Consider the following 24,227-nt stretch of genomic DNA (forward strand, 5'->3'; position numbering starts at 1 on the left):
CCGCATTAAGGTGTGAGCGACGCTTGGCTATACTTGAGCGAAGCGAAACCGCCAAGCGTTGCGAATCACTCTTAAATGCTTTGTTAAGTGTAATTTTCACTCCGCAAGTAACTTATGTAGTTCTTGCTCCTTAGCTTTCAAGCTAGGCTGAATTTCTTGTAACTTAGAAAGGATAAAGCTTTGCAAATGATGTGATATCTGGCTTCCTTTGGTCGCAAAAGCTTGCCCAGCAGGTGATTCAAAAAATTCTACTAACCCTTTTAGCTCTTCATCTGAATACATTTCTTGATAAGCACTAGCAATATGATCTTTAATTTTTGGGTCAGAATAAATGCTCATTTGAAGATTAATGATGTCATTAAATATTATTTGAGCATCATCTTTTTTGCTATCAGGGATGTTCTTGTTAGCTTCGACCTGCTTCTCTAGCATATTTCGCATTGAATCAGACATCTGCTTCACCGATGCATCGACTTCCATCAAATCGTACAGCCTCAACGACAGCTCTTTTGGGCTTGATTCCGCAAATACAGATGTTGAAATTACCAATAATAGAAATAAGATTTTTTTCATAACTCCCTCATTACACTTAACGCCGCGTTAAGTAGTGAGCAACGCCAACCACCTAACCTAAACCTTTACACCATAAACACTTAACCCAACTTTGAATGCAAAGCGCCATGCGTTGGGAATCTGCCTTAAACGCCTTGTTATGCGAATTTGCACGCATAAGCCAACTTGGCCCTACGCAGACTACCTTAAGCACGAAAAACCACAAACAAACCAAACACTTTTTGTGATTCAAGAAACAGCAGAGTCACTATGTTACAGCCAAAGTCCCGACAACCACGAAATGCGGCCTTTCAGCAACAATGTTGCTTTTAAACCACCTAACTTCGCAGCGACGAACATTCAACAAATACTAACCATCGATAGCCTTGCTCTTTCCACACTTGGAGCCAGTGGAACTCGCCACCAAACCAGCACTGAAAACCAATGAGGCAACCTGTGAACCTTGGCATGTTTTACGGCCTGAGAGATTCAAGAAATCGAACCGATAATGCTGAGTTGCCGACACCGAGAAATGGATGGCCAAAGAGAGCGAGAAAGGGACATGAGATAATTTGCCTTCCTAGTCGCATAACGCCCTGTTAAGGTGTGAGCTACGCAATACCTAAGCTCCTGCATACCACCTTAAACACTAAAACCAACGCATAGTAAAAATGCCACGCGTTGCGAATCACTCTTAAACAGTTTGTTATGTTTTTCTAAAACCCTACTGCCAACCCATGGATAAACTCCTGTACTCTTTTGTAGCTTTTATCAGTAAGGGCTGGATTTAGTAGGTAAGTCATACCTCTAGTTGGGATGGGCACATACTGCTCTTCATATGTGATAACAAAGCACTTATTAACTTGAAACATAATACCGAAAACAGAATTCCCCATGGCATAACGAAGAGGCAAAGCACTATAGAGTGATGTTTCTGCTTCATGCATAATGTAACTTTGGATTAAATTTTGAAAATTTCTATCGTCAAGAACGCTGTCTATTACACTTTGATCGAATCGCTGGAATGTTTTCAACTTTGCATGATTTTCAGCGAATGTGTCGAACATTTCCTGAACAAAGTTCTGGGCTTTCTCCATTGGGAAAATATTTGAGATATCCAAAGCAATAAAACCAAACTTAGCTTCCTCTTTGGTAACTCTTTTCTCTATTTGGTCTTTAGCCTTATCAACATTTTTTACTAAGTTCTTTGCGCTGCGGATATTTTTACACTCAATGGCAATTTCATTGGCAATTGTTACATCACCTTGACCTGATAAGCTTACTCTACCACTCTCACGAAGAGCTAAAACAAACCTGACACCCATAAGAAATTCAAAGACAAAATCATGGTATTTTTCTTTGTCATCGTTGGCAAGATCGTATTTCCCCTCAATAAGTTTCAGTATATCTTCTTCATTGAATTTAATACCGTTATCAAAGATCACATTCAACTGGTTTAGCTTAATTATAATTTCAGAAAGCTTAGCCATCTCTAGAGGTTCAAGTTCAAAAAAACTGTCAAGATCACGACGGAGATGACCAAACCTAGTATTCAAAACATTTGTTCTAGGTCTAACCTTTTTAAGCCATTCTTCAAGATTTGAAATTAACAGGTCAAATTCATCTATCAAGCCAACGAGATTATGGCTTGTTTTTACTGTACTCATTGAGTATACCTATGCCTATTTTTGCTCGGAAACATAACGCCTTGTTAAGGTGTGAGGCACGCAATACCGAAGCCTCCGCATACCACCTTAACCACTAAACCTAACGCATAGTAAAAATGCCACGCGTGCCGAATCACTCTTGAACAATTTGTTAGGCGACGACTTTTGGCTATCTAATGACCTCGAACAGCGAATGCAACACCGCAGACTATGAAAAGAACAATAAACCACAAAATTGCGGGCATCGGGTTTCCATTTTTAGCTTCAGACGCCAAATATGAATTGAACTCTTTTTTACTTTGTCTTCTGCCATGTTTCGTGGACAAATTGTGCTGCCCCAACGGTGTGGTTCCCGACTCAACATACTGTTTCGCAGATGCGAGGGTAGGTACAGGACCAAAATCATGAGAACCGTTTGCAGTAAGTACACGCCAGCCTGAACCTTGTTTTACAATAAAACGCCCATCATCCACCGAGTATTGTCCCGCTTGGATTCTAGTTACCTTAGCCAATATTAACTCCTAGTCGCCTAACGCCGCGTTAAGTAGTGAGCAACGCCAGCCACCTAACCTATACCTTTACACCGCAAACACTTAACCCAACCTAGGATGCAGAACACCAAGCGTTGGGAATCTGTCTTAAACGCCTTGTTAGCATTTGGTATCGAGCAACGTCGAAACCCAACATTTCTTGTCTGTCTACAAACTCGAACCCGCCACTTTCATAAAACGCTCTTAAGCGCTCTCTGTCACCATGACAGTCGCAACGAACCCAAAGACATCCGCGCTCTTCAGCCAATAAACGTATTGCAGTTAATGCTTGCAAGCCAAAACCTTTAGAGTTGAATGCATTGCCAATTGCAAACTTGTGGAAAAATAACGTTCCCTTTGTATCTGTGTCTGTCCAAAAATCGTCGAAATCAAAGCTAATAAACACGCACCCTATAGTGTGCTGCTCAGATTTCAACAGGTATAAGTTTTCAATAGCATAGTGGCTTTTTAATGCCTTCACTGACACTTGTTGGTGAGTCCACAAGGGTAGCCCTTTATCATTACAACGCTCTACCGTTTGAGCTAAGAAATTTGAGGCAATATTCCAATGCTCATCTGTAGATGCTTTGACTAACTCCATTACTCCTCCTGCGAATGCTAACGCCCTGTTAAGGGGTGAGCAACGCAATACCGAAGCCGCCGCATACCACCTAAAACACTAAAACCAACGCATAGTGAAAATGCCACGCGTTGCGAATCCCTCTTGAACAGTTTGTTACATGATTGTCACTATTTAATCCCAAAGCCAATCAAACACTTTCTTAACGCCGTACCCAACACCAACAGCAATAGCGACAGGCGCAGCAGCTGAGGCAAGAGACCCAGTAGCAACAGCGGCGACAACACCAGTGGCAGCTGAACCTCCTACTGTACTAGCGGCTGTTACACCAGCTACAGTTCCTGCTGTTGTAGACACAGCTGTCTTCGCAACTGCAGAAGTTAAAGCTACCTCCGCTGTCTTGGTTGCGGTCATTCTAGTTGCTTGCTGTGCCACTACTGAAGCTGTAGTTTCTACAGCTTTTCTTTTCATGTATTCATGTCCTGCTGCCCCAGCTACTGAAACAACATTATTTACTTGCGAGCTAGATTTAAAACCATTAAAACACCAGTTAACAAAATGCTCGCAATTATTAAAAACTAAGTTGTAACTATCTTCTCCGAGCTTTTCGTAAGCTCTCTGAACCCTTTCTTCTGCAGTATAAACTGGAACCAAATGAGTTTTAATACTCACATTATGTCCTTGTGAGAATTCGCTAAGCGTCGTGATTTCAATACTACCTTTATCCAAAAACTCTGAAAAACCCGAATAGTGAATAACCATACCGTCTCCGATATATAAGCCATGATGGGTGTAGCCCAACCGGGGTGAAACTAAATGATCGCCTTCATTCATAACTATATCCTTAAGTTTTGTAGCACTCTTTAAACGCTAGCTCAGATATTAAAAAGCATGTAACGCCTTGTTAAGGGGTGAGCAACGCAATACCGATGCCGCCGCATGCCACCTTAATCACTAAAAGCAACGCATAGTAAAAATGCCACGCGTTGTGAATCCCTCTTGAACAATTTGTTAGCTTAAATTATGTAGCACCAAACCAGACCACCCCAAAACAGAATATTCAAAGTCCAGACCATTACACTCTGAACTGGAAGCATATGAAAAACTAACTGGGGACATGCCTTAAGTTCACTAGGAGAGAACAGCATTTGCGGCTGAAAATCCCAACTAGTAGCTAAACGCAGACCTCTTTTGAATCTAGGATGATTCACCAAGTATTCAGCGTAGGATGAATAAATTGTCCATAACCCCAAAAAGCCTAGTAACTCAATTAGGGATATCACTTCCAAGCTAAATGGCAATAGTGAAGGTCCACCAATGAGCAAAATAGCTGCAAATATCCATTTTCTATTTCTCATTACACATCCTTTTTAATGATTTAAGCTAACGCCGCGTTAAGTGGTGAGCAACGCATACCACCAAACTTAAAGTATTGCGCCGTAAACACTTAAACCGAAGCAAAGCAAAAATGCCAAACGTTGGGAATCCGTCTTAAACGCTTTGTTAGGAGTTTACGCACCACAAGTGAATAACTTATCTTCATACATAGATGTATAAGTCATTCGGAAGCTAAACTGTTCTTCTACTAAATCTAATAACTCATCTTCCACTTTTCCAAAAGTAACTTTAAGTAGTTGTACTTTGTCATTAGCCCTTATGGTCGAGTTTACCGTTGGTATAAAGTATTCGTACTCAAATCTAATGATTTCCTTACCTCCAAACAAAAACCAGTTCTTGTAAGGGTCGTTATTCGGATTCACTATTTCTTCATTTCCTAATTTCACATAGAAACTCTTAACTAACGCAGGACCTAAACCGTCGTTACGGAGGTAAATTTGAATAGTATTATCATCCCTTTCTATATGAGATATAACGAAAGGTCTTACCGATAGTCTATTGTGTTTTCTCCCTGCTCTTAATTGCAAAATTGAAACGACCAATGCTAGTAAAGCAATAAAAGTTGCAATGACTGGAATATAAGTTGAAGTTTCGATATATCCTCCTGACTCCTAACGCCCTGTTAAGGTGTGAGCAACGCAATACCAAAGCCGCCGCATACTACCTTAAACACTAAAATCAACGCATAGTGAAAATGCCACGCGTTGCGAATCACTCTTAAACAGTTTGTTATATGAAGTTAGTGCCTAGAAAACCAAGATAGTCTTTCCCGCTCTTCTGGATAAGTCTCACCATAAACACAAGTGTACTGTACTGTGATTGTCGTAGATGCAAGAGATCTTCTGATTTCCTTTTTGATTCGATCATCAAAACCGTCCTCAAATGTTGCTTCAATTAAAATAAACTCATTTTGAGGAGCCAATACACGACCATCTATATTAGCAGCGAACGTGTCCCAAACAATTTCTGATGCTTTATCGCCTAACGACTCAACTAACGTATCGTATTGTTGACCAAACTTATTGATTTCACAGCTTTTTATTATTAATGGACCTAGCCCATAATTTTTCACTTTAACGAAAATCTTGTCTTCGTAGTCTCCCTTTGAAATATGCACAATAGGTCTCAACGACAATTTATTGTGAGTACGTTGAGCTTTAAGTGTTTTATTAGCTACTACGAGTGAAATGACTGATACGATAACAGCACAAATCGCAATTATTTCTGACGGTTTTAATTCTAACCAATCCAAAATGCCACCAAACCTATCTTTTCATATAACGCCAAATTAAGGTGTGAACAACGCTAACACCTTACCTAAAGCATTGTGCCATAAACACTAAACTGGCTTGAAGCGAAAGCGCCGAGCGTTGTGAATCACTCTTAAATTTATTGTTATGTACGTTGTACCGAACGCACTGGTACCCAACCGACTTCACCCGTTGACCTCGAAACTCGATACCACTCATTGAATTCGAATAGCACTGACAGTTTTTCGCCAATGACAGTATTAAGCTCAACATTGTCATAGTCTTCAAGCAAGATACCTTCAGAGCTTCCTTCAATCTTTTCGATATATTGAACTGGAGCCCAACCCCGATCCCCTTCGACACTGGTTATAAAGACCCAGTTGGGAAACTCATCGTCAATTGTACCTAGAGCTACTTTGTCGCCTCGCTTCAAATAAAACGGATTGGGATATTCTGAGTCGTGTTTTTCAGTAGTAACAACTTCCATATTTTCTCCAAAGTACATAACGCCGCGTTAAGGGGTGAACAACGCGATGCCACCCAATTTAAACCATTCTGCCATAAACACAAAAGCTACACTTTGAACCAAAACTGCCAAGCGTTGTGAATCCCTCTTAAACGCTTTGTTAAGTGCAATTTTTACCCACTTCAGCAGAACAAGTGATATCGATCGTAGGGCTCAACATAAGACAAACATGACAATGCTTTTCCACCGCCTCTTGAGCTGCTCGCAAAATGTCAGACTCCTTAAAACCACCGCCATTTACTATAAAGTGTAAGTTTGCTGATTTATATAAACGAGGTTCTGATTCCGTTAGGGCGAAACTAACCTTATTTTCTAGGCCTTTAACTTCAAAACCTTGATCTTGTAGTAACAAGACGACATCCGTAGCACTACATGAACCTAAAGCCGACAATAGAACTTCCGTTGGACAAGGGGCAGTCTCACTTGTAGCGTCAACATTAAACGTAAAGCCGCATTCGGTTGACACTTTAAAACGACAATCACCATCCCATTTTATATTAATGCTCATACTTCCCTACTTTTTGATGTGACTTTCTCTGATTGCACTTAACGCCTTGTTAAGGTGTGAGGCACGCAATACCGAAGCCTCCGCATAGCACCTTAACCACTAAAACTAACGCATAGTAAAAATGCCACGCGTGCCGAATCACTCTTGAACAATTTGTTATGTAGCCGACTTTCAGCTTAGTGCTTTCTGCCCAATTAGGATTTTGGGGACAATACCAGCTTTGCGATACAAACCTAAAGCAGATTCATTGAAGGAATATACTTCTAAAAACAGCTCTTCTCCGCCGTTAGAAATAGCCCTTTCCTCAAATGCCTCTATTAGCGCCAATCCAACGCCTTGGCTTCTAAAGCATGAATCCACTACTATTTGTTCAATGCTCGCGATTTTTCGCTGTTTGAGCGTCCAAGACTTACGAACCCATAGCTCACCAAAAACAAAACCTACTAACTGCCCTTTGCTTTCGGCTACCAGAAAAATCGAGCTTTCACTTTTGATTATCTTGTGTAGGTCTATTTTTTGTTCAATTTCTTCCGGTGATAAAAAGTCATCAGGTAAATTTGCTTGATGATACTCATTAAGCTGAAACTGTAGTTTCTTGATAACACTGATATCTTCAATGCGAGCTTGCCGAATATTTAACATATATAAATCCTTTTAACTTACCGTCCTCTCGCGGCTACATAACGCCCTGTTAAGGGGTGAGCAACGCAATACCAATGCCGAAGCATACCACCTTAAACACAAAAACCAACGCATAGTGAAAATGCCACGCGTTGCGAATCCCTCTTGAACAGTTTGTTAGGCGACATTTCTACGTTTAACTTCTTTCTCATACGAAGATTCGTTGTATAGCCAAATAGCCCAAAATGCGAAAAACATCCCGATCGTGTAAATTGAGTAATTAAGAGCATTATCCGATAAGAAAATCGTAATGCTTGCCGCATCAGAAGATGGATAAAGGAAAATAACATTAAAAATCATGTACAAAATGGCTGTGACGAAAGTTGTTCTGAAAAGCCAATTTAAACATCCTTTCTTTCGAGATTTTTGCCAATTATCAAATGCTTTACCATTCATTAATCCACTCCTTTTCTATTAACTGAAGCTAGATTCACGCCAAGATACTATCACTACTCTATCGCTTATCTCATGTCGCCTAACGCTCTGTTAAGGTGTGAGCAACGCAATACTGATGCTTCCGCATGCCACCTTAAACACTAAACGCAACGCATAGCAAAAATGCCAAGCGTTGCGAATCACTCTTAAACAGTTTGTTATAACACAGTTTTACACGTCATCTTCCGATAAAATTTGACGACAATTACGAACTGTTAGTACGCGGATTTCGTGACTTAAACTGTAGATAATACGATAGTGACCAAAGATGATTTCGCGATAGTTCGTGTGGGGCATTTCAGGAACAAACCGCCCCATTTCAGGCATACTTCCAAGGAGTTCAGTTTTGTCAAACACTTCGTTTACCCACCTCTCTGCCGCAGGTGGATTATCCAAAGAAATAAACTCCGCTGCATCACCCAGTTTCTGAAGTGCTAATGGAGACCAGACTACTTTCATTTCTTAATGCGCCCAAGTACTTGAGCACGCGCATCATCATTGGAAACACCGAGACCAGAAGCTAACTGAGCTTCTGCTGTGCGCATTTCTTCCAGTAATTCGATTTTCTCTTGCATTGCTTCATACTCAGCAACATCGAGAACAACAGCAACACCTTTGCCACGTTGCGTAATAACCAATGGACGACGAGTCTCATTGATTTGTTTGATGTATGAAGCTACACCGGCACGAAACTCAGATAAAGGCTGAATATCTTGATCGAAATGAATACGACTCATATTGAACTCCCATTAGTACAGAATAACGTACAAATAATAGTTCAACTAATCCTTTTGAGCAAGAAGTTGATTCTGTGTTATAACGCCCAATTAAGGTGTGAGCCACGCTACCACAACACTCAATTTTGACGCTGTAAACACTGAACTAAAACCAAACCAAAAATGCCAAGCGTGGGGAATCACTCTTAAATTGTTTGTTAGGTAAATTTTATAACTTACGGATTGAGATAACTTTATAACCATCTCTAGTCAGTCGGTTCTCTGCATCATAAGCATCTTTGGCTTCTATAATGATCTCTTCCGTTTGAGATGCTCCATACCTAGTACACTTAACTCTGAATTTATGCATTAGCGTTAACTCCTAATTCTCATGAGAAATTAATGACCCATGTCCAAAATCACATGGATTTGATGGAATACTGTTATTTGAATACAAATCAAGCTTTAAATTCAAATAATTGATCTCATTATTTTCATTATCTATGCAAGCGTACGAAATCAACGTATTTCCCTCTTGAGACATAAGTTCTAAATAAAGATAGATTTCATGTTGTGGGTTCGAACGGAGGATGCCAGAAATCAGATCTTTTATCGTAATGAACATACTTTCGCCTTTTTTTATAATGAAAGGTTCTTCATTTTCGAAAGCCCCCAATTTTAAGTACCCAGCATCATCATAATAGGCACTAGACACCTTATACAGAACTTCATCTCTATTACCTAAATTGGACATAACTAACGTTGTTTCCAAATTATTATGGCGGTATTGAGAACTTGAGATATGAATTACTAGCTTCTCTGAATGCCAAAAATACTGAAAATATATAGGCGCTCCAAGTGCCACTATCGACACAACTAGTGAAAGCCAAGCCAAATGTTTGCTATCAAACATACTTCCTCTATTTACCTAACGCCCTGTTAAGGGGTGAGCAACGCAATACAAAAGCCGCTGCATACCATCTTAATCACTTATACCAACGCATAGTGAAAATGCCACGCGTTGCGAATCCCTCTTGAACAGTTTGTTAGTGTTCTTTTGACCGAAAGCCACGGATGATCCAACCAATAGACCAACCTAGAACGTAAATAAGTATTGAAACTGCAAACCACCACATTGCTATCGTGGTAAAGTGGCCCTTTTGCCTATACGGGAGTTCATCTACTTGAAGTTGAAACTTCTCGTTTATTTCTTTAACTGCGCTAGAGAAAACACGCTGAGGTGATGAAGGATTAATCTCCACTTTGTTTAACCACGCAATAATTTCCGCATCAGTTTTATTTTCAAACAAATTCACCTGAATTGAATAACCAGTAACCTCTCGGCTCTCTTCGTCTGATATTTTATCCGCTATCACATCTGATGCACTTCTGATCCACTCTTTTTCAATCGTAGAAATTTGTGGTCTAGTCTCAAAGGCAACATAGGAAGCAGTGAAACCTGAAGTGATAACTACAACTAACCAAAGCCTTTGCCAGCCTCCCAATTTCATAATTACTCCTTGAATACTAACGCCGCGTTAAGGGGTGAACAACGCCTACCACCCAACCTAAATCATTGTGCCGTAATCACTTAAACTGAATCAAACTCAAAATGCCAAACGTTGAGAATCCCTCTTAAACGCTTTGTTAGGTGCGTAGCTTATTCTTGTACGACCTTTACTCATTTTGCTCGCCACTCTTGCGCTTTCATAGGGTCAGGCCAGAACTCTTTTTGCCTAATGATTAAGCCATTTTCAACGGTATGAAAAGTAACGGCCCGTGCTTTTTGTACACTATCTGTAATTGAGACATCAGTTACTACCGTTGCGCCGTCACAAACTACCGAATGAATTTCAAACTCCCAAACGCCATTAGCGGGATAATAGGAATTGATAGCTGTGAAGTTATCTCTGCCAACTGTAAGTTCACCTGATTGAGGCCAAAAACCCTCGAAATCAGGACTAAGCCACTCGCTAGCTTTGGCAAAGTCATTTGTTTTCATCGCATCCCAAAAAGCTAGGACGACTTCCTTTGAATCCATTATTTCCTCCAAGCACCTAACGCCTTGTTAAGGTGTGAGGCACGCAATACCTAAGCATCCGCATACCACCTTAACCACTAAAACAAACGCATGGTAAAAATGCCACGCGTGCCGAATCACTCTTGAACAATTTGTTATAGCTTTTCTAACTTGGCAAATGAACTTGCAAGCAACTTAATCTCTCCGGTTTCATGAAGCCAAACATAAACTTCGGGCATGAACTGTTCTGACTCTTTTAAGAAAACCATTTGATCACCAAGACCATTACTAGCAATAGCCAATGCATGATGAGGAAAGTTGCCAAAACCAAAACACGCCTTGGTTTCCGCAATAATGTTGTTACAAGTACGAGCTAGCCTTTTTCGATCGGAGTTGTCCTTGATTGGGTAAAGCTCCCAGTAATCTTCTTCGGTCGTTGCCTCACCACCATTGTTAGCCTTCATCGATTCACGGTAATCATGAGGGAGCCTTGCACCAAGCTCCACCTCAGTATTAACTAATTGTTCTTCTGTTAAGTTGAATGCCATTTTTACTCCAAAGCTATAACGCCGCGTTAAGTGGTGAGCAACGCAGGCCACCGACCTAAAATATTGTGCCGTACACACTAAAGCTAAAGCAAACGAAAAATGCCACGCGTTGCGAATCCGTCTTTAACGCTTTGTTAGCTTATTACTTTCCGAGCATTACAAACTAAAACAACAACTTATTTTGACATTTAACGTGAAGTCGAAATTATAAACATAGCCGAGAACTTCAGGCGATGAACTTAGCATTAACTTGAGCTTTGTCAAAACCACCGAGCGTGGAGACTCACGGAACTTCACCCACCAAGGTTCGCATTGGATTTGCTACTTTCAAGTGCAAAACTTTGCCATGAATGAAACAGAGGCGGAGCTGAAATTACCACCAACAAACCAAGACCAAGTCCAAGTCCAAGACCAAGTCCAAGTCCAAGTCCAAGTCCAAGTCCAAGTAAGCTTACGACCGCACACGGTAATAATGACCGCTAAAAAATGTTACTTACTACCGCTAATACAACCAAAATATTTGCCAATCAGATTGCTCATTTTGACGATATGCCCTACCTAACATTAGCTATATGAGTTTGAATTTTTAGACTGTAAGCTAACGCCTTGTTAAGGTGTGAGGCGCGCAATACCGAAGCTTCCGCATACCACCTTAACCACTAAAACCAACGCATAGTAAAAATGCCACGCGTGCCGAATCACTCTTGAACAATTTGTTATGTACGTGCTAAAGGTACACTACTGACTCCACATTGTTGCCCTCAGGGTCAATCAAAAACGCAGCGTAGTAGTTTGGAGCATAGTGTTTTCGTAAACCAGGCTTACCGTTGCATTTACCACCTAAAGATAACCCCGCTTGATGAAACGCAGAAACTTGTAATTTGTTTGATGCAGAAAAAGCAATATGGCACTTAGAATTACTGACGCCTTTTTCAATTAGAAACCTTACATTTGGCTCGCTCGAAAGCCCAAAGCCAGCAGCATTTTCATCTGACCACTTGAGTTCAATACCCAATGGCTCTAGCACATTCTTGTAAAACACACGACATTCTTCGAATGCAACTACCTTAATTTCAAAATGATCTATCACTCTCAATCCTTTAGAGTTGGTTACAATTTTCCTTAAAGTACATAACGCCCTGTTAAGGTGTGAGCAACGCAATACCGAAGCTACCGCAGAGCACCTTAAACACTAAACGCAACGCATAGTAAAAATGCCACGCGTTGCGAATCACTCTTAAACAGTTTGTTAGGTTTTTACTCAAATAGTTCACTAAACTTCTCTGAATTCCAGACTGAAACAACTGGCGAATCTGATACAACCGCTTTGCTAAAACCATACTTTTCGCTTTTAGTAACGAAAGCTATGGGAACGCTTCTATATAGTAAGGCTACTGAATTACCATCAGCCGACCATTGAAAGCTAAAATCTTGCTCTACTGTCTTCTCAATAATTGCTGTTTTGGAAACTAGCCCTTGGTGTAATTGTGGCGGTTCCCCTGCTCTCATTTTCTGCTTCCAAGATTCCTCGGAAACAGGTGCGTACTGTATGTACGCCACAGCATCTCTTTCTGGCTTTTGAGTTTGAGGCTTAGTTAGGTAAAGCACCCCAGACTCTTCAAACTCATCGAGAATTGCATAACGTTCGGACACTTCGTTATATGAGCTTAAAAACAAACCCTCAGACATTACTACTCCTAACATCAACGTACACAAAATAAACAGAATTTTCTTCATGTGACTCCGAAAACCTAACGCTTTCTATACGGCGATTTGCCGTTTTTATGGCAGGCTACCGCCTTCTTTCTTATCAAAAGCGCTATCAATCGTAGCACTTATATGCATGAAACAAATAGAAAAACAGTATGAATATGTGTGGTAGCGCGCGCAATTAGTCGGCGCACAGCACGCTAATTTCAAAAGTGGTGATACATTAACGGAGCTGTATAAATAAACAGGTTAATTTATCATGAAAAGTCAGTTTTTACTTAGTGTAAAAGAGCACATGCTTACTCGTCATTATGCGAATAAAACTATCGAAAGTTATCTATTTTGGATAAAACGTTTTATCACTTTTCACCAGCTCGCCCACCCATCAACACTAGCAGAAGATGATGTCATTCAATTTCTGAGTTACTTAGCGGTAGAAGAAAAAGTTGCGGTAAAAACGCAAGCTTTGGCGCTGAACTCAATATCATTTTTATATCGTGATTATTTTAAAACCCCACTATCACTTGATATGAGATTTCAGAAATCCTTGACCGAAAAGAAACTTCCCGTTGTGTTAACCAGGGAGGAGATCCGAAGATTCGTTCAGCATATCGACCCGAGGTATAGGCTCCATATTCAGCTACTTTACGGCTCCGGGCTTCGAGTTATGGAATGTTTACGCTTAAGAGTTCAAGACATCGATTATGATTATGGTGCAGTTCGCGTTTGGCAAGGAAAAGGAGGTAAAAATCGTACAGTCACATTAGCCAAAGAACTACATGAACCACTCAAAGCTCAAGTTAATTTAGCAAGAAACTACTACTTTAAAGATAGGCACATGCCTGGTTATGCGGGCGTATATATCTCTGAAGGTTTACGACGTAAATACCCAAAAGCGGAGCTAGATTTTAACTGGCACTTTTTGTTTCCATCAACAAAGTTAAGCGCAGATCGAGACACTGGTGAACTCAGAAGGCATCATATCAATGAAAGCGCAATACAAAGAGCGGTAAAGCGCGCGGCAAGCGACGCAAGCATTGAGAAAACTGTAACTTGCCACACACTAAGACACAGTTTTGCCACGCATTTATTGGAATCTGGCGCAGACATTAGAACTGTTCAGGAACAATTAGGGCATACTGATGTAAAAACCACGCAAATCTATACTCACGTTATCGAGCGCGGGGCTGGTGGTGTGTTGAGTCCATTATCCAGCCTTTAGAAAAACAAAGCCACCTCGAAAGGTGGCTTTGTTTTATAACTCTTTATTGACGAACACCGAGTTTCACATTGCCTTTTGAATCAAACCAAAGTGCTTGCGAACGGCGACGTCCTATTAGTATCGGACCATCGTCATAAAAGAGAAAGTTCTTCCAGTTCTTTTTAAAAATAGACCATTTCGTTTCGATGACATTGTACTTCTCGTAGCAAAAGTAAACGGTTACATCGTCTTGCCAATCGATATGTGCCTCAGCTTCCGCTGGCATGTCAGGATCATCCGACTCCCACGCAGCCATCCAATCCACAGTTTCAGACCAATTCGCCTCGTTCATTGGCCAGTCTTGGGAACTAAGTCTATCCATATCAGGGCTTTGAGCACTGATATTTTCTTTCCAAAATTGTGCTGAGCGGGCTTGGCTCATCGGCTTAATAAAAGCCAAATCTTCTTCTGGCACAGGCATCGACTGATGCGTAAAAATCCATTTTCTTTGGTATTCGTCCAAAGGCAAATAAGACATTCAGTCTCCTTTATTACGATTTCAGCCAACCTTTCTCTGTGGCTTCTTCAATCAACTCTTTCGCTTTGTCCCATAAGGTAACAGAGCCAAATTCAATTCGTTTATTAATGGTAAGTGCTTGTTCGCGTGAGACACCATGTTCCTTCCAACTCTGACCATTATTATGGTAGTTCAAGAGCATTGGAATTAACCGATCGAGTGCTTTTGCATACTTAGCATCATCGGTCTGCGCGGCTTCAAATTCATGCCAAAGCGCCAATAGCTCTTGCTCCTGATCGCTGGGTAACATACCAAACAAGCGCTCTGCGGCTCTAATTTCTTTTTCTGCTTGCTCTTGAGACGCAGCGGTATCATAAACAAAGGTATCGCCTGCGTCGATCTCTACTACGTCATGTATCAATAACATTTTCATCACTCGGCAAATATCAACAGGTGCATTCGCATGCTCTTCCATCAATATTGCTATCAGTGCGACATGCCAACTATGCTCACCACTATTTTCGAGGCGCCCTTCAGCACTTTTAACTCGAGTTCGGCGCAAAATGCTTTTGAGTTTATCGAGCTCGATTACAAGTGCTAACTGCTTTTCCAATCGTTCCATACTATCGCCCTTCTGGCTGCCAATTCGGATTAATAAGCGACGTTAGAACGTGGTCTTGCCACTCACCATTAATCAAAAGGTAATCTTTTGCATACCCTTCTCGGTTGAACCCTACATGCTCTAGCACAGATTCACTGCGTTTATTGTGAGGCATGTAGCCAGCTTGAATACGATGCAGTTTCTGAACGTTAAACATGTAGTCGCAAGCCATGGTTAATCCACGACGCATATAACCATGCCCTTGCGCTTTTTCAGCGAGAGAATATCCGACGTTACAAGAATAAAAAGGAAAACGACTCAAACTACTAAAGGATATCGTACCTAGCATTTCACCCGAAGAGGCTCTGACTAAAAGGCAATAATACCCCAATCCCATTCGATGCAGCTCATTGAGCTTGATAAGCTTTTGCAACCAACCGTTCACTGAGAAAAAAGCCTCTTCACGTTTCGGTTCAAACGGTTTCAGGTATTCTCGGTTCGCTTGAAAATATTCGGCAATCATATCTGCGTCACCGATTTCAGCGGTACGAAGAAGCAAGTCACCGTCCAACTTATGAACGGCGATAGATGAGCTGTTATCTTCCATTACAAATGATTAATTCCGTCTTTTCGTTCAATTCGATTAATTCTTACGTATACCGTAATCACGCAGTTTATTAGCGATTGAGGTATGCGATACATTTAAGCGCTTAGCAAGCTTGCGGCTTGATGGGAATGACTGATACAAACGTTCCAGAACTTGAGATTCATAATCACGCATGATCTCATCCAATGAACCGTCGATGTTAAGCGTTGTACTACCAGCGCCGACTGACTGAGGCTGAGGTAAATTGAAGTGATCCGCGTTTAGTATACCACCATCCATTTCCGTGAGCGCTCGAAGAACCATGTTATCCAGCTGGCGCATGTTTCCTGGCCACTGATAATTTGCAAGGGCATCAACTAGACCATCATCAAACTCTGGCTTATCAATCCCAAGCTGTTGAGCATGTTTCGCCACAAACAACTCAAGCAATGGTGCAACGTCGTTTGAGCGCTTACGTAACGGAGGAATGCTGAGCGTAAGTACGTTGAGACGATAATACAAATCTTCACGGAACATTCCTGCTTCAGAAAGCTCGGCAAGGTTATGTTTTGTTGAAGCGATGATACGAACATCGACATGCATCTCATCTTCTGCACCGACACGACGGAAATTACCATCCTGTAGAAAACGTAACAGCTTGATTTGAAGGTGCGAACTCATTTCACCGATTTCATCAAGAAATACCGTCCCGCCATTTGCTTGCTCAAAGATGCCTTTGTGGCCTTGTTCATGATTAAATGAACCCGGCGCATGACCAAAAAGTTCGGTTTCTGCTACATCGTCAGGCATCGAAGCACAACTCAAAACTAGGAATGGCTTGCTCGCACGGCTAGAACGACTGTGGCAAGCTTTAGCAAGCATTTCTTTACCGGTCCCCGTTTCGCCCTCAATCAACAATGGTTGGTCAAGCACAGACAGCTTCTTAGCTTGGTTCATTAGTGCTTTATGACGGTTCGATATACCAACAAAGTGCTCAAAACCCAGAGGATTATGCAGCGGTAGTGCTTCTTCAATTCTGGCAACTTGCTGACTAGAGCGAATCGTCATTAGAGTACTCGCTAGAGTCGAGTTTTGCGCTTCGTCTCGGATATAAACGGGCATCAACTCTAGAACATAGTCCAAGCCATCAATCACAAGGTTTTCCCGCGTTCGACCATTAACACCTTCAGACCAACGAGAGAAACGAACACTTGGTAACAAAGCACCGATTTGAGTACCAATCACTTCTTGCTTGTGAAGGCCAAGCAATGAAAGTGCAGACATGTTTGCCATGTCTACGGCACCTTTAAGATCAATGGCAAAAACCGGATCGGGCAAGTTATCAACTAACGAGAGCAGCTCCGTATTGTGGCGCTCCATCGGCATAAACTGGATTTTACGTACGTCTTTCACCCCCGGAATACGGCGGATTTCAGCCATCAGCTCACTAAACGTATCAAAATCAATATCCGGGCAATTCAAATAGATAATACCGCTAATATCGATTTCGATACCACGCAAGTCGATGCTTTTAGACGCTAAAATATCGAGCAGTTCTCGGGTCAAGCCGAGTCGATCTTCACATAAGACTTCAAGACGCACTTAAAATATCCCAATTCACAACTGTCAGGAAAAGTTGACAGTAGTTTCTATCATGCTTGGAATGGCGTCAAGCAATCCTATCCATCAAAGTTGATATTCGTTACGGTTTCATCGTAATTGATGCAACTTTCGCCGCCACTGCCTTGCGTATGGTGCCCAACTTAACCTGACGGTCAGGATACCAGGGTAGTGGACGCAATAAGGTCATCGCTTTCAAGCCCAAACGTGCCGTTAGAATACCAACACCGAGTCCCTGCCCTGCACGAGCAGAAACTTTGCCAGCAAGATCCATCGACATCAAATCCATACTGGCATCAATAGCGAGCTCACTGGCACCAGCCGCCGCCATATTGACAAATACCGCTCTTAGTAACTTGATGCGAGAGGCATAACCTAGCTCTACCCCATATACCTTGGAGAGGTTGTCGATCATTTTGAAATTTCGCCACGCCACCAGCAACATATCAGCGGCAGCCAGAGGACTCACGGCGACTAGGGCCGCACACTCGGTTGCGTGCTGTGATACGATTTTCGTTGCCAACTTGTCTTGTTGGCTCACCACCATCGAGTCATACATATCAAGAATTTCAGCGTCACTATGAGCAGGGTTAATACTGTTCTGCCAACGATCAAAGCCCGGATTCTCTGCCATCACACCACTTTGTTCTGCTACGGTTTCGCAAAAGGCTTTCCCTTTCCCAACGCTCTCACTATTAACAAGTGCTTCTGCTTCTTCTTGAACACTAAAATGATTTCGTAGTTTTCGCAGTTTCCAAAGCTCTTTACCCATAGCTCCTAAACCAAGCGAAGCGATCGCAGCAATAAACCCCGTCCAGCTTAAGGCTAGCCAATCAGAAGCCTGAATTGCGGTTATAACCGAGTCCACCGCTTGCCAGCCAACCAGACCAGCAAAAGTTGCAAATGCGCCAGTCGCGAGCCATTTTCTGCCCGATTTTGGACGAATGACATGCTCGAGTTGCAATTCCTGTTCGGTCTCCTGGTGCGCTTCTTTAACTTCAACAGGTACAAATGTTTCTTTTTCGCCGAATGTTTGCTGCGCCGTCAACTCCGGTTGATTCGATTGCTGCTCTTTTTCCATTACCTTTTCAGAGAAAACTTGTTTTTGCTTCAACTCACTCATTTCAATTTATCTCCAATCAGGTAATCCAATGCTTTGTCTAAGCGTATGTGCTTCATTGGCTCATCATTCGGTGAGGGCATCGGACGAAACGACGTAAAATCAAACCCGTTGTTTTGCCAATACGCTGCATTTGGTAGCTTTTTCGGCACCTCTCCGGGAAACATAGTCATCGGCTCACCACCCAATGTTGTTCCTTGTAACGCCGGGATGGTCTTATCTCCAGAGGAAATAAACCCCGTCGTGGTTGCTTGGATGGAAGCGATACTCATGCAGCTCATCTCAATATTCTCGTAGGCTGCCGTTTGCCACGCTGGATGCACCATTTGTTGGAGCAGAGACACCAAATTTGGGTGCTGATCGGGCGTGATATGATCCGCTTTTGTAGCAGCAAACAACACTTTGTCGATTTTTGGTGAGAACAAACGACGCAAAAAGCTACTACGACCATAACGGAAGCTATGCATGATCTGTTCTAGCGCTTGGCGCATGTCGTAAAACGCTTCATCACCAGCATTGAGAGGCTGCAAACAATCCACCAGTACAATCTGGCGATCGAAGGTCGCAAAATGATGCTTATAAAACGCTTTCACTACTTTCTGTTGGTATTCCTGAAAACGGGCTTCTAGCATCGCTAAGTTACTGCCCTTGGGCGCTTTGCTTTCCGAATCAGCACGACACGGAAAAAACTGTAGCACCGGCGCGCCTGCAAGCTCACCAGGTAATACAAAGCGGCCAGGCTGAACCCAATGAAGGCCAGAGTCTTTACAAGAATGAAGGTACTCGGTGTATGTGTGTGCAACTTTCTCAAGTAGTTTCTCATTCACTTCTGTACAGAGATCCACTTTCTCCAGTTCAGAAAGCCAAGCTTTGGCTAAATCGCCACGCTGGCCTTTAAGTGCATCAAACTGAGTTTGCGACCACGTTGCAAAGTCCATGTCCAATAAAGGCAGGTCGAGCAACCACTCTCCTGGATAGTCGATAATATCAACATTTAAAATTGCGGTTTTACTCAACAGCTTTTTCGTAGTTTTATTTGGTTTGTACTTGAGCGCTAAGCGAATCTCACTCACATCACGTGTCGGTACTGGCCACTGAGGTGGAGTGGCATGAATTTGGCTCATCGCCTCATCGTAAGCAAAGCGTGGCACCATCATATTCGATTGAGGCTCACGCTTCGCCCCAATAAGGCGCTTATCTCTAGCCGCAGTCAAAAGAGGCAAATTGTCATGGGTTGCAGTATGAAGAAGCTGATTCACTAATGACGTGATGAATGCCGTCTTACCGGCACGAGAAAGTCCGGTGACAGCAATTCGAACATTAGAGTCCATACCTCTGTTGATAAAGTCATTAACTTCTTTCTTTATTCTCTTCATTACGGTTCTTTATCTTACTCCACTTTAAAACAACGTTGTCAGCGACTTCGAATTTCGATCTATGAATACTGTTCTATCCCGAATTCTATGAGTTTAACTTTATATACCTTAATAAAAGATGAACAAAACATCCGGCTTGATGCTGTATTAAAAAAAGAAAAGCCCCTGAGTGGTTCAGAGGCTTACTTAATCTACAGCATTAGTAACTCTATATGCGCTGATTACTATGTTAAACAGGAACCCGCTTTCTTTAAGCCTAGTCGTCTTCGATTAACTTATAGATAACAAATAGAGCGATTTCCAAAATCAACCACAACACACATGTGATGGTCACGTACTTTTCATCAAAGATGCTGATACCGTGAAGAATCAAGTCATAGCCAACAAAGCCACCTATCACTACAGCAAGAATAATTTGTAGAATCTGAATAAAACGAGGCATGCCGTCTCCTAATTATTGTTCGCATAACGTTTGATTGCTATGCCTAAAGGTTTATATCCTTAATTATATAGACAAAAAGTGCAGGTTTCGCTGCACTTTTGTCAATTGTTTGCTAGGTAAATCAGCACCTTGTCACATTCTCTCTACTGAGACGCAGCAAGATTGCCCTTTGCCTTATGCTTCCATCTCTTGAATTTTCACTTTCCAAGTGTCTGGACCAATTTGGTGCGCGTTAACACCATTTGAGTCGACAGCCACTGTTACTGGCATATCTTCAACTTCAAATTCGTAAATCGCTTCCATACCTAAATCTTCAAATGCGACAACGCGAGCTTTCTTGATCGCTTTCGCCACCAAGTACGCAGCGCCACCGACAGCCATTAGGTAAACCGCTTTGTGATTCTTGATAGATTCAACCGTTGCAGGGCCACGCTCAGCTTTACCGATCATGCCCATGATGCCGGTCTTTTCTAGCATCATGTCGGTGAATTTATCCATACGCGTAGATGTTGTTGGGCCAGCAGGACCAACGACTTCATCACCAACTGCATCGACAGGGCCTACGTAGTAAATGAACTTACCGTTTAGATCTACGCCTTCAGGTAGACCTTCACCGTTATCTAGCATGCCTTGAATACGTTTATGCGCAGCATCACGACCAGTCAGAATTTTACCTGATAGAAGAACCGTTTCGCCTGTCTTCCACTCTTGTACTTCTTCTTTAGTAATTGTGTCTAAGTTTACGCGACGCGTATTTTCGCCCGCTTCCCAAGTGATATCTGGCCAATCTTCTAGTTTAGGTGGTGTTAGCTCTGCTGGGCCGCTACCATCAAGCGTGAAGTGTACGTGACGAGTCGCCGCACAGTTCGGGATCAAACAAACAGGCTTAGAAGCCGCGTGCGTTGGCGCAGTTTTGATTTTAACGTCGACAACAGTCGTCAAACCGCCAAGACCTTGCGCACCGATACCAAGTTTGTTCACGCGATTGAAGATATCCAAACGAAGCTCTTCTTCTGCGTTTTGTGGGCCACGGTCAATAAGCTCTTGAATATCGATGTGTTCCATTAGAGATTCTTTTGCCAATACCGCTGCTTTTTCAGCCGTACCGCCGATACCAATGCCAAGCATGCCAGGAGGACACCAGCCCGCCCCCATTGTTGGTAGCGTTTTTTCTACCCACTCAGCAATATCGTCAGATGGGTTTAGCATCACCATCTTAGTTTTGTTTTCGCTACCGCCGCCCTTCGCAGCGATCTGAATTTCAACTTTATCGCCCGGAACCATGTTGATATGTACGACGGCAGGCGTGTTGTCTTTGGTATTAATACGTTTACCAGCAGGGTCCATAAGTACTGACGCACGCAACGGGTTATCAGGGTTCGTGTACGCTTGTCGAACACCTTCATCTACCATCTGCTGAACCGTCATGTCGGTCGAATCCCATTGCACGCCCATACCGATGTTGACGAAGCACGTCACAATACCAGTATCCTGACAAATTGGACGGTGACCTTCTGCGGACATTCGAGAGTTAATTAAGATCTGAGCAATCGCGTCTTTAGCGGCTTGGCTCTCTTCGCGGTGATAGGCTTTTTCAAGAGCTTGAACAAAGTCTAGCGGGTGGTAGTAAGAAATATACTGTAGCGCATCAGCGACACTGCTGATCACATCCTGCTTGCGTATTACCGTCATTACATGCCTCGTTATAGTTATGCTTCCATTATTGGCTTGGCTTCAATCGTGTTTGTTGAGCTTATTGCTCTTTTGAGCTTCGTTTTTTATAAACAATTGTCGAACGGCTGATATCGACACACGAAACGCTGAAGTTGCCTACTTGTAAACCATCTCAAAACCCTATGAATAGAGGGAGTTTGGCTACACAGAGGAATATGATACTCTTGCTGCCCATGACATGCCATGCAGTGAACGATCTCTTTGTCACAAATTACACAAATGAACAACATGGACAATCAATTCATTGATTTTAAAGCGCTGGAATACGCACCAGAGTTTGCTCTTCACCTTTTTTCTCGCATTCAACACCAGCCTTGGGCGATGTTGCTGCGTTCTGCATCAAAAACGCATATCGATAGCCGCTTCGATGTATTGGTTGCCAACCCAATTGCAACGTTAGAAACCACTGCCGACAACACACAAGTTGAAACGCCATCGAATGCCTATTCAACTCAAGATGACCCATTTGCGCTGCTTCATCAGATGCAAGAACAGTGGCTTCCTCACGTAGAGTTAAATAAAGAATTGGATTTGCCTTTTGTCGGCGGTGCGCTAGGTTACTTCAGTTACGATTTAGGTCGCCGCGTAGAAACGATGCCAGAAGTGGCAGAAAAAGATCTCAACACGCCGGATATGGCGGTAGGTCTGTATGAATGGGCCGTCGTTGTTGACCACAAGCTTAAAAAAGCATGCTTAGTCGGTCAGAACATCGAGCAAGCTTGGCAATGGTTAAACGAGCAAAAAGCAGAACAAACCGTTGACTTCGCTTTGTCTGGTGATTGGCAGTCAAACATGACAAAAGAGAGCTACGCCACTCGCTTTGACAAGGTGCAAGAATACTTGTTGAGCGGTGACTGTTATCAGATCAATTTGGCGCAACGCTTTAACGCACCGTATCAAGGCAGTGAGTGGCAAGCGTATCTAAAATTAGAGTCCGCCAACCAAGCGCCATTTTCCGCTTTTATCCGTATGCCTGAGTCTTCGATTTTGAGTATCTCTCCAGAGCGCTTTTTAGAGCTCAAAGATCGCGTCATTGAAACAAAACCAATCAAAGGTACTCGCCCACGCAGCGAAGATCCAAAGAAAGATAACGCTAATGCCCATGACTTGCAGACAGCGGAAAAAGATCAGGCAGAAAACCTGATGATTGTCGATTTGCTGCGTAATGATATTGGTCGGGTTGCATCACCGGGTAGCGTTCACGTGCCAAAGTTGTTCGATATTGAAAGCTTCCCTGCCGTGCATCATTTGGTGAGCACCATTCGTGCAAATTTGGATGAACAATACGCTCCTGCGGATTTGCTGCGAGCGTGTTTTCCAGGCGGTTCAATTACGGGAGCACCTAAAGTTCGCGCAATGCAGATCATTGAAGAACTTGAGCCGCATCGACGCAGCGCGTATTGCGGCAGTATTGGCTACATTTCACGCCATGGTCGTATGGACACCAGCATTACTATCCGAACTCTTGTAGCGGAAAAAAACAAACTTTACGCTTGGGCTGGCGGCGGCGTCGTGGCAGATAGCGATTGCGCCTCTGAGTACCAAGAAACGTTGGATAAGCTTTCAAAGATTTTGCCAGCGCTGCAATCGTAGATTTCAACCGCGGACAACGTCGCTTAATGCTAGTGACGAAAACAATCTAAAACGCCTCTAGAACGGATAATGCCGCTCGTTTAACAGCGAGTGGCATATTTCTGTATCTCATCACCCTGCACAACGACGAAGGAGCGTGATACAGGTTCTTCTATTCAAGCACTTTGTGGTCAAATTTGTTTCATTACCCGCTCATCGTGCTGCTACTAGATTCTTAGTCTCGCCAAGGCTCGCTAGAATGACCCAAAAAACATCGTTAAATGATCGGCATTATCCGGTGTGGTGCGTTTTTTTGTGTGTTTTATTTGCATGTACT

General features: G+C 42.5%; 30 protein-coding genes. 2 read left to right on the top strand and 28 right to left on the bottom strand.

The genetic code is table 11. The features are described from left to right. Nucleotides 1-96: 96 nt before the first annotated feature. From R7Q48_RS06565 to R7Q48_RS06665, 20 genes are all read right to left on the bottom strand, one after another. A complete protein-coding gene (locus R7Q48_RS06565) occupies nt 97-573 on the bottom strand; it encodes a DUF2059 domain-containing protein (protein WP_054579701.1) in 477 nt (158 codons plus the stop codon). 695 nt (nt 574-1,268) lie between these two features. Then, nucleotides 1,269-2,219, bottom strand: a complete 951-nt coding sequence (locus R7Q48_RS06570; protein WP_256903441.1) for a hypothetical protein — start codon at nt 2,217-2,219, stop codon at nt 1,269-1,271. A 173-nt stretch (nt 2,220-2,392) separates the two neighbouring features. Beyond that, complete coding sequence (locus tag R7Q48_RS06575) at nt 2,393-2,731, bottom strand: hypothetical protein (protein ID WP_238844035.1); 339 nt, start codon at nt 2,729-2,731, stop codon at nt 2,393-2,395. Nucleotides 2,732-2,822: 91 nt separating this feature from the next. Continuing rightward, nucleotides 2,823-3,350: a GNAT family N-acetyltransferase gene (locus R7Q48_RS06580; protein ID WP_318132211.1), complete on the bottom strand. Its 528-nt coding sequence runs from the start codon at nt 3,348-3,350 to the stop codon at nt 2,823-2,825. A gap of 153 nt (nt 3,351-3,503) precedes the next feature. Continuing rightward, nucleotides 3,504-4,163: a lecithin retinol acyltransferase family protein gene (locus R7Q48_RS06585; RefSeq protein ID WP_017633721.1), complete on the bottom strand. Its 660-nt coding sequence runs from the start codon at nt 4,161-4,163 to the stop codon at nt 3,504-3,506. Nucleotides 4,164-4,345: 182 nt separating this feature from the next. After that, nucleotides 4,346-4,687: a hypothetical protein gene (locus R7Q48_RS06590; protein WP_053807656.1), complete on the bottom strand. Its 342-nt coding sequence runs from the start codon at nt 4,685-4,687 to the stop codon at nt 4,346-4,348. Between the two features lie 153 nt (nt 4,688-4,840). Continuing rightward, the gene (locus R7Q48_RS06595; protein WP_170890324.1) at nt 4,841-5,113 is read right to left on the bottom strand and encodes a hypothetical protein; all 273 of its coding nucleotides are present in this window, start codon (nt 5,111-5,113) and stop codon (nt 4,841-4,843) included. A gap of 353 nt (nt 5,114-5,466) precedes the next feature. Further along, the gene (locus tag R7Q48_RS06600; protein WP_042779888.1) at nt 5,467-5,979 is read right to left on the bottom strand and encodes a hypothetical protein; all 513 of its coding nucleotides are present in this window, start codon (nt 5,977-5,979) and stop codon (nt 5,467-5,469) included. A gap of 143 nt (nt 5,980-6,122) precedes the next feature. Further along, a complete protein-coding gene (locus R7Q48_RS06605; protein ID WP_256903456.1) occupies nt 6,123-6,464 on the bottom strand; it encodes an SH3 domain-containing protein in 342 nt (113 codons plus the stop codon). A gap of 139 nt (nt 6,465-6,603) precedes the next feature. Beyond that, complete coding sequence (locus R7Q48_RS06610) at nt 6,604-7,011, bottom strand: OsmC family protein (RefSeq protein ID WP_256903455.1); 408 nt, start codon at nt 7,009-7,011, stop codon at nt 6,604-6,606. Between the two features lie 171 nt (nt 7,012-7,182). Then, a complete protein-coding gene (locus R7Q48_RS06615) occupies nt 7,183-7,653 on the bottom strand; it encodes a GNAT family N-acetyltransferase (RefSeq protein WP_005386960.1) in 471 nt (156 codons plus the stop codon). Nucleotides 7,654-7,809: 156 nt separating this feature from the next. Then, nucleotides 7,810-8,088 (bottom strand): hypothetical protein, encoded by a 279-nt coding sequence (locus R7Q48_RS06620; protein WP_020840791.1) that lies wholly within the window; start codon nt 8,086-8,088, stop codon nt 7,810-7,812. A 210-nt stretch (nt 8,089-8,298) separates the two neighbouring features. After that, the gene (locus R7Q48_RS06630) at nt 8,299-8,586 is read right to left on the bottom strand and encodes a type II toxin-antitoxin system RelE/ParE family toxin (RefSeq protein WP_005445239.1); all 288 of its coding nucleotides are present in this window, start codon (nt 8,584-8,586) and stop codon (nt 8,299-8,301) included. Beyond that, nucleotides 8,583-8,864 (bottom strand): type II toxin-antitoxin system Phd/YefM family antitoxin, encoded by a 282-nt coding sequence (locus tag R7Q48_RS06635; protein ID WP_000086647.1) that lies wholly within the window; start codon nt 8,862-8,864, stop codon nt 8,583-8,585. The genes R7Q48_RS06630 and R7Q48_RS06635 overlap by 4 nt, the downstream gene beginning before the upstream one ends. 361 nt (nt 8,865-9,225) lie before the next feature. Continuing rightward, on the bottom strand, nt 9,226-9,756 hold the full coding sequence (locus R7Q48_RS06640; RefSeq protein WP_318132212.1) for a hypothetical protein: 531 nt from the start codon (nt 9,754-9,756) through the stop codon (nt 9,226-9,228). Nucleotides 9,757-9,889: 133 nt separating this feature from the next. Then, nucleotides 9,890-10,354: a hypothetical protein gene (locus R7Q48_RS06645; RefSeq protein WP_318132213.1), complete on the bottom strand. Its 465-nt coding sequence runs from the start codon at nt 10,352-10,354 to the stop codon at nt 9,890-9,892. A 170-nt stretch (nt 10,355-10,524) separates the two neighbouring features. Then, entirely contained in the window at nt 10,525-10,884 is a 360-nt protein-coding gene (locus R7Q48_RS06650) for a nuclear transport factor 2 family protein (RefSeq protein ID WP_318132214.1), read from the bottom strand. Nucleotides 10,885-11,018: 134 nt separating this feature from the next. Next, nucleotides 11,019-11,411, bottom strand: coding sequence for an SMI1/KNR4 family protein (locus R7Q48_RS06655; RefSeq protein WP_213867304.1), 393 nt, complete (start codon nt 11,409-11,411; stop codon nt 11,019-11,021). Nucleotides 11,412-12,138: 727 nt separating this feature from the next. Next, nucleotides 12,139-12,501 (bottom strand): VOC family protein, encoded by a 363-nt coding sequence (locus tag R7Q48_RS06660; protein ID WP_005386966.1) that lies wholly within the window; start codon nt 12,499-12,501, stop codon nt 12,139-12,141. A 167-nt stretch (nt 12,502-12,668) separates the two neighbouring features. Beyond that, complete coding sequence (locus tag R7Q48_RS06665; RefSeq protein WP_256913775.1) at nt 12,669-13,148, bottom strand: hypothetical protein; 480 nt, start codon at nt 13,146-13,148, stop codon at nt 12,669-12,671. Nucleotides 13,149-13,380: 232 nt separating this feature from the next. On the opposite strand from R7Q48_RS06665, the gene R7Q48_RS06670 reads away from it, so the two are divergent. After that, nucleotides 13,381-14,343, top strand: coding sequence for an integron integrase (locus R7Q48_RS06670; RefSeq protein ID WP_017636093.1), 963 nt, complete (start codon nt 13,381-13,383; stop codon nt 14,341-14,343). Nucleotides 14,344-14,386: 43 nt separating this feature from the next. Here the strand turns inward: R7Q48_RS06670 and R7Q48_RS06675 are convergent, their stop codons facing one another. From R7Q48_RS06675 to R7Q48_RS06710, 8 genes are all read right to left on the bottom strand, one after another. Continuing rightward, the gene (locus R7Q48_RS06675; protein ID WP_256902903.1) at nt 14,387-14,860 is read right to left on the bottom strand and encodes a DUF2947 domain-containing protein; all 474 of its coding nucleotides are present in this window, start codon (nt 14,858-14,860) and stop codon (nt 14,387-14,389) included. Nucleotides 14,861-14,873: 13 nt separating this feature from the next. Further along, entirely contained in the window at nt 14,874-15,461 is a 588-nt protein-coding gene (locus tag R7Q48_RS06680; protein WP_256902904.1) for an HD domain-containing protein, read from the bottom strand. Nucleotide 15,462: 1 nt separating this feature from the next. Then, nucleotides 15,463-16,047 carry a ribosomal protein S5-alanine N-acetyltransferase gene (gene rimJ / locus R7Q48_RS06685; protein WP_005388271.1) on the bottom strand — a complete coding sequence of 195 codons (585 nt, stop codon included), beginning with the start codon at nt 16,045-16,047 and terminating at the stop codon, nt 15,463-15,465. Between the two features lie 36 nt (nt 16,048-16,083). Then, entirely contained in the window at nt 16,084-17,628 is a 1,545-nt protein-coding gene (tyrR, locus tag R7Q48_RS06690; RefSeq protein ID WP_005388272.1) for a transcriptional regulator TyrR, read from the bottom strand. Between the two features lie 100 nt (nt 17,629-17,728). Then, the gene (locus R7Q48_RS06695; RefSeq protein ID WP_005388274.1) at nt 17,729-18,769 is read right to left on the bottom strand and encodes a YcjF family protein; all 1,041 of its coding nucleotides are present in this window, start codon (nt 18,767-18,769) and stop codon (nt 17,729-17,731) included. Then, entirely contained in the window at nt 18,766-20,142 is a 1,377-nt protein-coding gene (locus tag R7Q48_RS06700) for a YcjX family protein (protein ID WP_167415308.1), read from the bottom strand. Before R7Q48_RS06700 ends, R7Q48_RS06695 begins: the two co-directional genes overlap by 4 nt. A gap of 256 nt (nt 20,143-20,398) precedes the next feature. Further along, entirely contained in the window at nt 20,399-20,584 is a 186-nt protein-coding gene (locus R7Q48_RS06705; protein ID WP_005376906.1) for a hypothetical protein, read from the bottom strand. Between the two features lie 174 nt (nt 20,585-20,758). Next, a complete protein-coding gene (locus tag R7Q48_RS06710; RefSeq protein WP_005376905.1) occupies nt 20,759-22,276 on the bottom strand; it encodes a fumarate hydratase in 1,518 nt (505 codons plus the stop codon). 270 nt (nt 22,277-22,546) lie between these two features. Between R7Q48_RS06710 and pabB the strand changes: the two genes are divergently transcribed. Further along, a complete protein-coding gene (gene pabB / locus R7Q48_RS06715; protein WP_256902906.1) occupies nt 22,547-23,911 on the top strand; it encodes an aminodeoxychorismate synthase component I in 1,365 nt (454 codons plus the stop codon). Nucleotides 23,912-24,227 lie beyond the last annotated feature (316 nt).

This window comes from Vibrio sp. 378 (assembly GCF_033339435.1).